This is a genomic window from Streptomyces sp. CB02366 (assembly GCF_001905905.1).
In the GTDB taxonomy this organism is placed as follows: Bacteria; Actinomycetota; Actinomycetes; order Streptomycetales; family Streptomycetaceae; genus Streptomyces.
In genome coordinates, this window is sequence record NZ_LIVT01000009.1 from 147,263 (window position 1) to 160,463 (window position 13,201).

Annotated in this window: 14 protein-coding genes; 5 read left to right on the top strand and 9 right to left on the bottom strand. The window is 73.1% G+C overall.

Going from position 1 to position 13,201, the window contains the following annotated elements; translation table 11 throughout:
• Window positions 1–134 precede the first annotated feature (134 nt).
• The 5 genes from AMK24_RS23950 to AMK24_RS23970 all read right to left on the bottom strand — a co-directional run bounded on the left by AMK24_RS23950 (window position 135) and on the right by AMK24_RS23970 (window position 3,848).
• Entirely contained in the window at window positions 135–368 is a 234-nt protein-coding gene (locus tag AMK24_RS23950) for a hypothetical protein (RefSeq protein ID WP_073770912.1), read from the bottom strand.
• 3 nt (window positions 369–371) lie between these two features.
• A complete protein-coding gene (locus AMK24_RS23955) occupies window positions 372–1,046 on the bottom strand; it encodes a TNT domain-containing protein (RefSeq protein WP_073770913.1) in 675 nt (224 codons plus the stop codon).
• Between the two features lie 226 nt (window positions 1,047–1,272).
• Complete coding sequence (locus AMK24_RS23960; RefSeq protein WP_073770914.1) at window positions 1,273–1,977, bottom strand: DUF4230 domain-containing protein; 705 nt, start codon at window positions 1,975–1,977, stop codon at window positions 1,273–1,275.
• A gap of 151 nt (window positions 1,978–2,128) precedes the next feature.
• Window positions 2,129–3,229, bottom strand: a complete 1,101-nt coding sequence (locus tag AMK24_RS23965; protein WP_073770915.1) for a winged helix DNA-binding domain-containing protein — start codon at window positions 3,227–3,229, stop codon at window positions 2,129–2,131.
• A 37-nt stretch (window positions 3,230–3,266) separates the two neighbouring features.
• Window positions 3,267–3,848 carry a DinB family protein gene (locus AMK24_RS23970; RefSeq protein ID WP_073770916.1) on the bottom strand — a complete coding sequence of 194 codons (582 nt, stop codon included), beginning with the start codon at window positions 3,846–3,848 and terminating at the stop codon, window positions 3,267–3,269.
• A 96-nt stretch (window positions 3,849–3,944) separates the two neighbouring features.
• Here AMK24_RS23970 and AMK24_RS23975 point away from each other — a divergent pair, with 96 nt between their 5' ends.
• A complete protein-coding gene (locus AMK24_RS23975; RefSeq protein ID WP_073770917.1) occupies window positions 3,945–4,991 on the top strand; it encodes a helix-turn-helix transcriptional regulator in 1,047 nt (348 codons plus the stop codon).
• Window positions 4,992–5,030: 39 nt separating this feature from the next.
• On the opposite strand, the gene AMK24_RS23980 is transcribed toward AMK24_RS23975, so the two are convergent.
• Window positions 5,031–5,819, bottom strand: coding sequence for a VanZ family protein (locus AMK24_RS23980; RefSeq protein WP_073770918.1), 789 nt, complete (start codon window positions 5,817–5,819; stop codon window positions 5,031–5,033).
• Window positions 5,820–5,917: 98 nt separating this feature from the next.
• Here AMK24_RS23980 and AMK24_RS23985 point away from each other — a divergent pair, with 98 nt between their 5' ends.
• Window positions 5,918–6,436: a tetratricopeptide repeat protein gene (locus tag AMK24_RS23985; RefSeq protein ID WP_073770919.1), complete on the top strand. Its 519-nt coding sequence runs from the start codon at window positions 5,918–5,920 to the stop codon at window positions 6,434–6,436.
• Between the two features lie 330 nt (window positions 6,437–6,766).
• On the opposite strand, the gene AMK24_RS23990 is transcribed toward AMK24_RS23985, so the two are convergent.
• Entirely contained in the window at window positions 6,767–7,027 is a 261-nt protein-coding gene (locus AMK24_RS23990) for a type B 50S ribosomal protein L31 (protein WP_073770920.1), read from the bottom strand.
• A gap of 73 nt (window positions 7,028–7,100) precedes the next feature.
• Window positions 7,101–7,265, bottom strand: coding sequence for a 50S ribosomal protein L33 (rpmG, locus tag AMK24_RS23995; protein WP_073770921.1), 165 nt, complete (start codon window positions 7,263–7,265; stop codon window positions 7,101–7,103).
• 368 nt (window positions 7,266–7,633) lie between these two features.
• Here rpmG and AMK24_RS24000 point away from each other — a divergent pair, with 368 nt between their 5' ends.
• Window positions 7,634–9,064 carry a PP2C family protein-serine/threonine phosphatase gene (locus AMK24_RS24000; protein WP_073770922.1) on the top strand — a complete coding sequence of 477 codons (1,431 nt, stop codon included), beginning with the start codon at window positions 7,634–7,636 and terminating at the stop codon, window positions 9,062–9,064.
• Between the two features lie 53 nt (window positions 9,065–9,117).
• On the opposite strand, the gene AMK24_RS24005 is transcribed toward AMK24_RS24000, so the two are convergent.
• Window positions 9,118–10,608, bottom strand: a complete 1,491-nt coding sequence (locus tag AMK24_RS24005) for a DNA-binding protein NsdB (RefSeq protein WP_073770923.1) — start codon at window positions 10,606–10,608, stop codon at window positions 9,118–9,120.
• 231 nt (window positions 10,609–10,839) lie between these two features.
• On the opposite strand from AMK24_RS24005, the gene AMK24_RS24010 reads away from it, so the two are divergent.
• Entirely contained in the window at window positions 10,840–11,976 is a 1,137-nt protein-coding gene (locus AMK24_RS24010; RefSeq protein WP_073770924.1) for an aminoglycoside phosphotransferase family protein, read from the top strand.
• Between the two features lie 491 nt (window positions 11,977–12,467).
• A complete protein-coding gene (locus AMK24_RS24015; protein WP_073770925.1) occupies window positions 12,468–13,121 on the top strand; it encodes a transglycosylase SLT domain-containing protein in 654 nt (217 codons plus the stop codon).
• Window positions 13,122–13,201 lie beyond the last annotated feature (80 nt).

Sequence of the window (13,201 nt, forward strand, 5' to 3'; positions counted from 1 at the left end):
GGCGCCCCGGGGCGGGCGGTCGTGACGCTTCGGCGGGCGGCCGGGCCGGGAGGCCCGGCCGCCCGGTCACGATCATTCGGCCGCCGCCCCGCCCGGACAAGGTTTTTTGCCGGTCCGGCAAAGAGCGGGGCGCTTCAGACGAGGAGGTTCAGCAGGTGGGCGCAGGCGGCGGCCTCGTCCGGATGGCGGGTGAGGACGTCGTACGTTCCGCGCTCGAACGCACCGGTCTCCCAGCCCCCGCCCCGCCCCCGCCGGACGAAGAGGAAGTCCGTCGGAGTGGGGGCGGGCTCGTGGACGCCCTCGATCCAGTAGTAACCGCCGGGGATGTGCGCCTCGACGAGTGCGGTGTGCAGGGCCCGGCGGTCCATGGGCTACGCCCCCGCGTGCGTCAGGTAGCCGTGGTCCAGCAGCCACTTCACATGGAGACGCTGCCCCTCGCCCGGGTCGAGGAAGACGGCGTCGAGCTTGATCTGCTGACCGCCGCCGGGCTGCTCGAACCACGGGGCGATGGCGCCCTGCCAGACCCAGAACGGCTTGGCGACCTTGTAGACGCGGTAGTCGCACGGAGTGTCCGCGTCCCGGGTGTTGAGGTTCTGCGGAGGCAGTGCGCGCTCGGCGTAGGCGTCGCCCGCCGGGGCCAGATAGCCGCCGTACTCCGAGCCGAAGCGGTCCAGGCGCTGGCCGGTGCGGAGCTTGACGGGCTCCTTGTCGATCTCGCCGTTCACCTCGGCGAAGCCGTCGTTGGGCGGGTACTTCCAGCTGCCCGTGTCGGCGGGGCCCTCCCAGTACTTCTTGAGGAAGTCCTGCGGAGTGAGGCCGCCGGTGCGCTGGTAGCCCTTCAGGAGCGGGCCGACCGGCGCGAGCCGCTTGCTGGGCAGCCACTTGGGGCCGAGGCGGGCGTCGTCGCGGAACTCTCCGGTGCAGGGTTCGTGGCGTTCGGCGGCGGGCGCGGGGCGGGCGGACGCCGGTGCGGCGCTCGCCGCCGGGGCGGAGATCAGTCCGGCGGTGACGCCGAGCGCGGCGAGTACGGTGCTGACGCGGTTCATTCAGGGGTCTCCCGGGGCACTGACGATCGATCAGGACGGCTGACGTAGGGTAACCGCCCGATCACCCACGGGTGTCACGCCGTGCCGTTTTCCGGCCACCGGGAGCAGGGGCCCGGACCCTGTCCGGCGACGCGTTCGCGTCAAAAGCGGTGTGCGGTCGGCCGCCGTCCCCCGGCGCCCGCACGGGCGATCGCGCGCTCCCCGCCCGGCCGCCCGTGCGGAGCGGTCATCCCCGGTCGTCGGTGTACCGGACCGAGACCCGGTCGAAGCCGAGGGAGCCGAGCAGGCCCTTCAGCATCTCGGCGGTGTTCTTCTCGGCGCGGGCGGTCAGCCCGCTCTCCTTCGCCGCCTCCGCTATGTGGCGGGCGGCGAGCTTGTTGACCGCCTGCTCGCTGCCGGGGTTGTCGGAGAAGAAGTCGCCCAGCCGGTCCAGCAGGCCCCGCTGCTTGGACACCGCGTACGAACGGTCGGGGTCGAGAGCCGGTTTGCCCAGTACGGCGCGGGGCAGGCGGATTTCGGCTTCGGTGCGGTCCTCGTTCACCACGACGCCGTCCTCGGTGATCCCCCCGAGGTTCACCGAGGCGTCGACCGTGCCGGCCCCCACGAACAGGGTGCGGGTGCCGCGCAGGGCGTCGGGGACGAACCTGGTGTCCTTCTCCAGATCGACGACGACCTGGAAGTTGCCCGAGGCCGCCTCGTACGCGCTCATGTCCTGGATCGACTTGAGCACGGCGGGGCCCGACCGGTCGTGGGTCTCCTCCCCGAAGAGGCCGTCGAGCCCCGGGAACAGGCTCAGCCTGCTCCCGGCGAAGAGCAGGGCCAGTACGGCCGCACCGGCGCCGAGGACCTTCGGCCATCTCCGGGAGGGGCGGGCGTGACGTTTTTCGCCGTCGTGCGGCGCGGGCTCTGGGGTTCCGTCGCTGGACGTCATGGACTGCGTTTGACCCGAACCCGCCGCTTTCACTCCGCCTCACACCACCTCTCGGGCGAACTCCCTTACGAAATGGTCCTCTTCCGGTACGGCCCGGCAGACGCCCGGCCCCGTACCGGTACCGGTACGGGGCTTTCGGCGGCCGGTGTGCTCAGCGCGGCGAGGACTCCACCCGTACGCGGTCGCTCTCGCCGTCGGAGAGAAAAGACGCCATCCCCCTCCCCTCCTCGGCGACGGCGGCGCGGTCGGCCCGGGAGAGGGGGCGCAGCGGCTCCACCGTCACCGCACCCTCGGACACCCGCCAGGTGGCGGACACCCGGCCGTCGACCAGCACCACGCGTTCACCGGCGACCGAGAGGCCGCGGTGCTCGTCGTCGACGATCCGCGCGCGGTCCCGGTAGCCGAGGATGGCGTTGTCGAAGGCCGGCAGAAAACGCACCGGGACGGGGGTGTCCGGATCAGGGCGCGGCGCGTCCGGCAGGTCGAGCAGTTCACGGCCCCGCTCGTCGCGGAAGCGGACCAGTTCGTCGCGGACCGCGGCCACCGCACCGGGCAGCCCGGCCAGACCGGACCACGCGCGCAGGTCGGCCGTGGCGGCGGGCCCGTAGGCGGCCAGGTAGCGCCGGACCAGTGCCCGGCCGACCGGATCGGAACCGTCGGAGGCGGGCGGGTCGACCGGACGGCCGAGCCAGGAGGAGAGGGCGACGTTGCGCACGCCGCCCTTCGTCCGCCACAGGCCCCGGGGCGGGGCCTGTGCCATCGGGACGAGGGCGGCGACCACCATCTCGCCCAGGGGGCGGGGCCCCGGACCCGGCCATCGCCCGGCGAGCGCCCGGACGATCTCGGCCGCCGTACGGGGCTCTCCGTCCGCCGTCAACTCCCTTGCGTCGGAAGCGAGTCCGTCGAGGTCTATGCCCTTCAGTTCGTCCCGGTAGACCCCGAGTACGCGCTGGCGCAGCATCGCGTCGTGGCGGGACCGCCAGGCGAGCGCGTCCTCGGCGGTGACGAGGTGGACCGTGCGGCGCATCAGATGGGTGCGCACCACACTCCGGGAGGTCAACAGCCCGGAGAGGGCAGCCGGTTCGAAGGCGGCCAGCCGGGACCACAGCCCGAGGAAGGGCTCCTGCGGCTCCTGCGCCTGAAGGCCGCACAGGTGGGCCACCGCCTCCCCGGCCGGCAGGCGGGCCCGGTCGAGCAGCAGTTGCCGGGCGAGGGTGGCGCGGTTGAGCGCCCGGTCGCCGAGAACGGTCACCGCGTCGTCTCCTCTCCGCTCGCCCGCTGTCCCCTGCTCAGGTCGCCCGCCGCCCGTCGAGCGTCTCGCGCAGGATGTCGGCGTGCCCGGCGTGCTGGGCGGTCTCGGTGATGACGTGGGCCAGTACCCGCCGTACGCTCCACTCGCCGCCGGGCTCGTGCCAGGGCGCCTCGGGGAGCGGGTGGGCCGCCGAGAGGTCGGGCACGGCGAGGACGGCCTTCTCGGTGCGGGCGGCGGTCTCTTCGTACGCCTGGAGGAGCCCGGCCGCCGTCTCGCCCGGCTGCATCCGGAACTCCTTCTCCCGGTCGATCGCCCACTGCGGGAACGCGCGGGCGGTGCCGGCCATGAGGTCGTCCCAGGTGACGCCTTCGGGCAGGGTGTAGTCCATCGCGGAGGGGCCCTCGGTGATGAAGTTCAGCCAGTTCTCCTCCACGGCCGTGACGTGCTTGAGGAGGCCGCCCAGGCACAGGGCGCTGGCCGTCGGGGTCTCACCGGCCTGCCCGTCGTCGATCCCTTCGACCGAGCGGACGAGCGCGGCCCGTGCGGCGGCGAGGGCGGCGAGCAGGTCGCTTCGCTCGGTGTCGGGGGCGGGAGCGGCCGCGGGCGGGGTCGTGGTCATCGGGGTCCTTCCGGTGGTTCTCGTCGTGCGGTACGGCTCCACCTTCGCAAGGGAAGAGGCCAGGGTGTGGCCTCTTCTCCGCCTCATACTGGCCTCATGCCGAAGACCTCCGCGCGACTGCTGGCGCTGCTCTCCCTGCTCCAGGCGCGCCGGGACTGGCCGGGTCGGCTGCTGGCCGAACGGCTGGAGGTGAGCCCGCGCACGGTGCGGCGCGATGTGGACCGGCTGCGGGAGCTGGGCTATCCGATCTTGGCGTTCAAGGGGCCCGAGGGCGGCTACCGGCTGGACGCGGGCGCCAGCCTGCCGCCCCTGCTGTTCGACGACGACCAGGCCGTGGCCCTCGCGGTCGCCCTGGGGACCGCCGCCACGACGGGGGCGGGGATCGGGGAGGGCGCGGCCCGCGCGCTCACCACCGTCCGGCAGGTGATGCCTGCCCGGCTCCGCCACCGGGTCGACGCCCTGCGGGTCACCGCCGTGGAGCGCACCGGCGGTCCGCCCCGGCCGCAGGCCGACCCCCGCGTTCTGCTCGCCCTCAGCTCGGCGGTGCACGCGGGCGAGGTGCTGCGTTTCGGCTACTCCCCCGCGTACGCCCCGTCGGCCGACGGGGCCGCCGGGGCCGCGGCCCCGGTGCGGCGGGTGGAGCCGCACCATCTGGTGACCTGGGGCGGGCGCTGGTATCTCGTCGCCTGGGATCTGGAGCGCGAGGACTGGCGGACTTTTCGCGCGGACCGGATCGATCCGCGTACCCCCACCGGCCCCCGCTTCCCGCCGCGCGAGGCGCCCGGGGGCGACGTGGCGGCCTTCGTCGCCGCCCGCTTCCAGGGCTCCGAGGAGCCCGGCGCGTGGCCCTGCCAGGGCGAGGTGGTCCTCGACGCCCCGGCCCGCGAGGTGGCGGGCCACGTCCGCGACGGGATCGTCGAGGAGTACGGCGCGGGGCGCTGCCGGGTGGTTCTGGGCGCCTGGTCGTGGGCAGGGCTGGCCGCGGAGCTCGGCAGGTTCGACGTGGCCATCGAGGTCGTCCGGCCGGACGAGCTCAGGGACGCCTTCGCCCGGTTGGGCCGGCGTTTCTCCGCGGCGGCGGAGAAAGGAGGGCCGCCGTCGCCCCGAACAGCGGCCGGGGCCTCCGGCCGAGGACCGGGGTGACCGGCCGCCGGACGAAGGCCGCCGCTCCCAGGAGCCGCCTCAGCGTCGGCGGAAGCGGTCGAGCAGCGTGCGGGCGCTCCTCGGGGCGGGGGCCTGCCGCCCGTCGCCGTCCGGGCCGTCGGCTCCCCGGCCGGGGAGGAGACGCTTCATCCCCGTGCCCCGCGCCGAGGCCGTGGGCGCCGGCTTCAACCGTGCCCGCAGTCCGGTTCCGGTACGGGCGGCTGCCGGCCGGGTATCCGGTCCCGCGCCGGGCTTCGCGACGGCCCCCCGCCCGGGCCCCGCGCCGGCGGGACGCTCCGCCTCGGCCACCGGCTCCCCCGACGTGTCGGGAGCAACCGTGTCCTCCGTGTAGACGTAGTAGCGGTGGCTGATCCGGCGGCCCAGGAGGAAGTATCCGAGCAGCGCGCCCGCGGTGTTCAGGATGACGTCGTCGATGTCGAAGGCGCGCCCCGCGACCAGGGCCCCCTGGATCAGTTCGACGACGGCCATGACGACGGCCGTCAGCAGCGTGGTGCGGATCATCCGCAGGCGGCGCGGCACGAAGAACGGCAGCAGGAGCCCGAACGGGACGCCCAGCAGCAGGTTTCCGCCCGCCTGTTTGCACGCGGCGAGGAAGGTGTAGTCCTCCGCGTACTGACGCAGCGAACGGCCGGGGCGGAGATTCGAGGTGACCAGGTCCTCGGAGGCCGGCGACGGTGTGAGCGTCACCTTGGCCAGCAGGACGGAGAACGCCACCATTCCCAGCAGCGCCACCACCAGGACGGCTCCGCGTACCAGTACCCGCACCCATGTCCCCCGGCGTACAGGGGGGTTCGCCTCTGCTGTCATGGCCGACGGATGCCCCCGCCCGGCCGGAACACACCCCGGTCGGCCCTTGGAGCGGAAAACTCGTCCGGTTGTCCGCCCCCGCCTGCGAGGATATGCGCATGAGCACGGACGAGAACACGAGTACCGCCACGAAGAGGGATCTGTTGGAGGCGACCGACCGGTTGCGCGAGGACGGCCGGCCCGAGGAGGCGCGCGAGCGGCTGCTCGCTCTGACCGCCACGTACCCGGACGACGTGGAGGTGGCCTACCGGACGGCGTGGATCCATGACGCGCTGGGCCTGGAATCGGAGGCGGTCCCCTACTACGAGCGGGCCCTGGGCGGTCCGGGCCTCGCGGCGGAGGATCGGCGCGGGGCGCTGGTGGGGCTGGGCAGTACGTACCGGGTCCTCGGCCGGTACGGGCAGGCGGTGGAGACGCTGCGTCGGGGCGTCGAGGAGTTTCCGGACGACGGGGCGCTGCGGACGTTCCTGGCAATGGCCCTGTTCAACACGGGCGAGCACCACGAGGCGATGCGGCTGCTGCTGGAGCTGGCGGCGACGACCAGTCAGGACCCCGGCGTCCAGCGGTACCGGCGGGCGATCGAGCTGTACGCCAAGGATCTGAACGAGACCGTGTGAGCCTCCGGCCCCCAGGCGCACGGCGGCCTCCCGACGCGCCGCCGTGCGGTCGGCCCGGAGGGGAACGGGGAAGCCCCGGCCGGATCGGGGGAATCCAGCCGGGGCGGCTTGTGTACGGGTGCGAAGGCCAGCCGCCTCTCGGCGGGGGCTCCAGGGGGCTTCGGCGGTGCGGTCCTCCCCCTGGGCTACAGGTGAGACCCGGGGACACCGTCCCCCTCACACCCACGTATAGATGAACGATAAACCATCCGGGAGTGTTCCCGGACACCCGGCCGACGTGATCCACGGCACGCGCGTTCCGGCTCTCTCCGCCGGTCAGGACTCGTCCGCTCAGGCGCCGAGCTTCCCGCTCGCGCCGTAGCGGCGGTGGAACCGCTCGACGCGGCCCGCCGCGTCGAGCACCTGTCGGCCACCGGTGTAGAACGGATGGCTCGCGGAAGAGGTCTCCACGTCGATGACGGGATAACTGTCGCCGTCCTCCCAGATCACACGCTCGCCGGAGTCGGCGGTCGAGCGGGTCAGGAAGGCGGCGCCGGCCGCGCGGTCGCGGAAGACCACGGGGCGGGAGACGGGGTGGATGCGGGGCTTCATGGATGCGTTCCTTCCTCACCGCGGGCCGACGGACCGGCGGTGGCACACCGAGGGGCAGGGATCTTCCGCGCGGTCAGCGGACCTCGCGGAACAGGACGTGCCGCCCGGCGGCGGAGTCGAACTTGCGCAGCTCCAGCCGGTCGGGGTTGTTGCGGCGGTTCTTGCGTGTCGCGTAGCTCCGGCCCGTTCCGGCGGTGGACCGGAGAGTGACGACGGGCCTGATCTCACTGCGCGCCATGAGCGCCTCCCGATGTCTCGTACGACCCGTCCCTCTTGATGGGAATGGGATTCGTTTTCGTTCTGGTGAGGTAACGCGCCCATCGCGCCTCACATTCCCGCCCCGCACGCCCCTCCAGCCGGCCACTCAACTCCCTTTAAACGTAAGCCTGTTCGGATGGATTCTTTCGCGTCCAGCCTCTGGCATATGCCAAAAGCAACATCGCTCCGAGTCTCGCCAAATCTCTTACGGTCCGTCGCGGGCTGTGCCACAGTCGGTACCGGCCCACCTGACGGAACCGGCTGGGGCCTGTCGTCACACTGCCGTCCCCGCCCGGCAGGCGGCAGTTCGACGACAGGCCCCCATCCGCGCCTGTATCGGAGTACGAGATGCCGTCCCCCCTCTTCGCGGACCGCCCCGCCCCGCGGCTTCTCGCGCATGACGCCGTCGACGCCCTGATCCGGCGGACGCGCCGGCTGCGCGAGGACGTGGACGCTGTGCGGCACGACGCCGTCCTCCTCGACGAGGACGATCCGCAGCGGCGCCGGCAGCGCGCCCTGTGCGAGCTGGCCGTGCGCCACCTGGACCACCTCGACGAGAACCTGGAGCGGCTGAGGGCAGGTCTGCCCCGGGGGGGTGCCGAGGGCCCGCGGCCCGAGACCGAGGCGGCCCCGGACGCGCCGGGCGCCGGTTCCCTGCCGAGCCGGGCGGGCAGCGCCGAGTGGAACCTCCTGACCGACGAGTGCACCTGGTCAAACGAGCTGTACGAGATCTTCGGCAGGCCCCCCGGGTCCACGCCCCTCTCGCTCGACGACCTGCCGTCCGTGCTGCTGCCCGAGGACCAGCCGCTGCTGACGTCCATGGTCACCGGCTGCCTGGTGGACGGCCGGCCGATGGACGGCGAGTTCCGCATCGTGCGCCCCGACGGACGCACCCGCACCCTGCACATGACGGGCGAGCCGGTCCTCGACGCCGACGGCTGCACCGCTTCGATGTGGGCGGTGCTGCGGGACGTCAGCGAGCTGCGGGGCAGGGGGCGGGCCGTGGACGGCGACGGGCCCCCGGTGCGGCACGCGGAGCACGCCGAGCGCACCGAGCACCGCATGGCGGTGGAACTCCGGGAAACGGTCCTTCCCCTCTGGCGCGGATCACCGCTCCTCCCCCGGCAGGGCCGAAGCGCCCTGGACATCGCCGCGCACCACCTCCCCTCCGAGTCGAGCGGGCACGTCGGCGGCGACTGGTACGACGCGATGGACCTCCCGGACGGACGCACCCTCCTCACCGTCGGCGGCCTCACCGGGCACGGCGCCCCCGCCGCCTCGGCGACGGCGATGGTGCTGGGAGCTCTGCGCGGTATGGCGGTCGCCGGCGTCGGACCGGGCACGCTGATGGGGCACCTGAACCAGGTGCTGGAGACGGCGGTCCGGCCCGTCCTGGGCAGCGCCCTGTGCTGTCGCTTCGACGCCGGGACCTCCCTTCTCTCCTGGGCGCAGGCCGGAGACCCCGCGCCGCTGCTCTTCCGGCACGGTTCGGGACGGGTCCTGCCGCCGCCGGACGGTGTGCTGCTCGGCGCCTCGCCCTCCGCCGCGTACGGGCAGGCCGAGGTGCGGTTGTTCCCCGGTGACGTGCTCGTCCTGCACACCGACGGCCTGGCACGGCGCGGCGCCCGGGGTGCGGGCCCGGAGGCGCTGCTCGCCCTCGCCTCCCGGTTCGACCGGGCCCGTACGGCACAGGAGTGCGTCCGGAGCGTCGTCGAGGTGTTCGGCGGGGCCGGGCGCCTGGACGACGCGTGCGTGCTGGTCGCCCGCGCGGGGTCATGAAGGAGCTCGGCAGCGACAGGGTGTGAGGGGACGCGGACCGGCGCGGCGCCGGATCAGATCTCGGCGCCCCCGGCCTTCTTCCGGCTCGGCGGCAGCGAGTGCTCGATCTGCTCGCGCAGGGCCTGGACGCCCGTGTGTCCGGCGAACCGGCCGGTGAGGCGGTACATCTCGCGGAGCCGGTCCCAGGTGCGGTGCGAGGAGGTCTCCCCCATCGACACCAGCGCGAGCCGGGCGTACCGGTCCGCCTGCTCGGGGTCGTCGGCGATGAAGCACGCCGAGGCCAGTGAGATGTAGTCGAAGATCTTCGACCGCTGGCGGTCGGTGGCCCGCAGTTCCAGCGCCTGCTTGGCGTGGCGCTGGGCGACGACCGCGGCGCCGGGGTCGTGCTCGGCCAGGGTGCGAAAGGCCAGCGCCTGCATGCCGTGCAGATCGGCCTCGTCGAACATCTGCATCCAACTGGGCGCGGGCACGTCGCCCTTGTCCGAGGTGAACAGCTCCTCGGCCTCGCCCAGGGTGCGCCGCATGGCCTGCCCGCGGCCCATCGACGCCTGCGCCCATGCCTCGATGGTGCGCAGCATCGCCTGCGTCCGGGGCAGCGTCTCGTCGCCGGAGCCGGATGTGGCGAGCTTCATCAGGTCGAGCGCGTCGTCCGGCCGGCCCAGGTGCACCATCTGGCGTGCCGCGCGGGACAGCGCCTCTCCGGCGCGCGGCCGGTCGCCGCCCTCGCGCGCCGCGTGGGCGGCGATCACGAAGTACTTCTGAGCGGTGGGCTCCAGGCCCACGTCGTGGGACATCCAACCCGCCAGGACGGCGAGGTTGGCGGCCACGCCCCACAGGCGGCGCTGGAGGTGGTCGGGGTGGCGGTAGGCGAGCATGCCGCCCACCTCGTTGAGCTGGCCCACGACCGCCTTGCGCTGGAGTCCTCCGCCCCGGGAGGCGTCCCAGGCGCGGAACACCTTGACCGAGTGCTCCAGGGCCTCGATCTCCTCGGAGCCGACCGGCGCCGCCTCGTACCGGCCGAAACCGGCGGGATCGGCGTGCGCCGGAGTGTTGGCGCGTGGAGCGTCGGCCGCTGGAGCGGGTGCGTTGCGCAGCCAGTCGTACAGGGGGCCGGCGATGGTTGATCCGGCGGTGAGCGCGGCGCCCGCACTCACCAAGCCGCGTCGGTTGAGCATGAGGTCCATTCCCGTGAATTCGGTGAGGACCGCTGCCGTCCGCTCGGGCGCCCACGGCAGTTGATCGGGATCGTTCTCCGTCCCGGAGTCACGCCGTTTCCCCGCACGCCCGCGTCGGCCGAACCCGAGGTCCTCGATGGTCACGACACGGCCGAGCCGCTCGGTGAACAGAGCCGCCAGCACCGCGGGCACGGGATCACGGGGGGACTCCCCCATGTCGATCCAGCGCCTGACGCGCGAGGTGTCGGTGGCCAGCTGCGGGTGGCCCATGGCCGCCGCCTGCCGGTTCACCATTCTCGCGAGTTCGCCCTTGGACCAGCCGGCCAGGCCGAACAGGTCAGAAAGGCGGGTGTTGGGTTCTCCGGTCACGTCAAGCCCCCAGGTTCTCGGCTGACTTGACACTAACCCCTGGTCAGACGCGCCGTGACTATTCGCCAGGGTTCGCCAGGGTCCGCCAGATGGTCTGCCACCCGTGACCCGTTGTCAGGTAGGAGTGCGCCACCCCGCCCGGCAGCCCTCGGTACTCCCCAGGGTGCCGACCGGCCGTCGGCCGGGTTGGCGCACGTACCTTGTCGGCGCGCGAAGGGATCTGTATCGCCCATGTACACAGCATCGTCCTCCGTGTCCGCCCCGCCCCGTCCGCTCCGCCCCATGGGCGGGAGCGGCGGGCCCTATCTCGCTCCTCACGCCGGCGCACCGGCGCAGGGTCCGGGCCGGGCCCGACGGGCCGCGGGGCCGGGCGCCGGACCGCTCAGCGGAAGGATCGACCTGTCCGGGCCCCAGGGTGCGCAGGTGCGGATGGCGATCGCCTCCGTGCAGCGCGTCTGCCCCGAGTTCAACCCGGTCCAGGTGCTGCGCCGCAGCGGCCGCTCGGTCCTGATCGTGGGGACGACCGGGCGGGCCACCGCCGTGGCGAAGTGTTTACTGGACCACTCGCCGGCGTGGGCCGAGCGGTTCCGGCACGAAATAGCGGCGTACCGCGCGTTCGTCCGGCACCGCCCCCCGGTGCGGGCGCCCCGGCTGATCGCGGCGGACCCGGAGAACTGCACGCTGGTGATCGAGCGGATGCCCGGCCGGGTCGCCGCCCTCACCCGGCATCCGGCGGAGGCGCCGCCGAGGGCCGACATCCGTGCCGCGCTGGGCGCGATCAGCCGGGTGAACGCCTGGCGGCCGCCGCCCGGCGTGTTCGAGGCGCCGCTCGACTACGCCTCGCGGATCGCGCGCTACCACGAGCTGGGCCTGTTCACCGACCGTGACTTCGACGACCTCCAGAAGCTGCTGCACGGCCTGGCCCACGCGAGCGGCCGGCAGGGCATGGGGCAGTTCTGCCACGGGGACGCCCTGCTCTCCAACATCCTGCTGTCACCGACCGGTCCCGTGCTCGTGGACTGGGAGCACGCCGGCTGGTATCTCCCCGGCTACGACCTGGCGACCCTGTGGGCGGTGCTGGGCGACGCCCCGGCGGCCCGGCGCCAGATCAGCCAGCTCGCCCAGTCCAGGGGACCGGCGGCGCGGGACGCGTTCCTGGTGAACCTGATGCTGGTGCTGACCCGCGAGATCCGTCATTACGAGACGGCGGTCCAGCGCACCATGCGCGAGGCCCCCTCGGCGGGCGCCGGATCCGAACGTCCCGGCGCGCTCTCCTCCGGCGAGGAGCAGCGACTGCTGCTGCGCAGGCTCCACGACGACTGCGCGATGGCACGGCGGGCGGTACGGGCAGCCGTCGGCACCCGCTGAGACGAGGCGGCGGGAGCGCCGGGGCGGGACGGGAAGAACGGGACGGGTCCGGGGCCCGTCCCCCGAAGACCGCAGTGACCAGACCACTGTGAAGACGCAGCGCGCTGCGGGGCCGGTGCCGACACACCGGATCCCGCGGCGCGCTGTCGTGCGTTCCGTGACGGAGCGCTGACCGTGCGCCGTCATGGAGCGCCCCCCGGGTGAGGCCCGCCACGAGACCCACGTCACCTACGACCGCGGGTAGTGGGCGCGAAGGCCCTCGACCAGCGTAAAGAACCGCCCTTTTGGCCCATAAATTGGACATAACACGATGAAGAGTAGTAAAGGCGGTCATTGCTTCCTATGCCCCTGCCCGCTAACCATGGATCCCGGCAGGCACCGAGTACGAGCCGCCGTCGATCGCCCACCGGCGGACGCGGCCCGCACGACCCGGTTGCGGCCGACGCGGCGCGAAGGCCGCCAAGCCCGTCCCCCATAGGAAGAGCTCACGCATGCCCCGCATCTCCACCCTGCGCATCACCCGCTCGCACAAGATCGCCACCGCCGTGCTCGTCGCGGCCGGTTCCGTCACCGCCATAGCCGCCACCGGCGGTCCGAGTGAAGCGCAGACCTCCGCGGTCCGGTCCTCCGTCTCCGTGGAGCCGGTCGCCGCGGCGGGCATCCCCACGGCGAAGGACGCGGCCGAGAAGGCCGCGGAGCAGAAGGCCGCGAAGGACGCCGCCGCGAAGAAGGCCGCCGCCCGCAACGCCGCCGAGCAGGCGCGTTCCGAGAAGCAGGCCGCCAACCGCTCCACGGAGCGCAAGGCCATCACGCCGAAGAAGTTCGCGGACAACCTCGACGGCTGGATCCGCGAGTCGCTCGACATCATGAAGAAGAAGAACATCCCCGGCACCTACGAGGGGTTGCACCGCAACATCATGCGCGAGTCCAGCGGCAACCCGAACGCCGTCAACGACTGGGACATCAACGCGCGCAACGGCATCCCCTCCAAGGGCCTCCTCCAGGTGATCCAGCCCACCTTCGACGCCTACCACGTCAAGGGCACCCCGAAGAAGCTCACCGACCCGGTCGCCAACATCACGGCCGCCGCGAACTACGCCGCCGACCGGTACGGCTCGATCGACAACGTCGACTCCGCCTACTGAGTCACCCCGGGGCCGCCTGCGGCAGGCCCCCGCACGACCGCCTTCCGAGCACGCACACGCGATCCCATGATGATGTGACT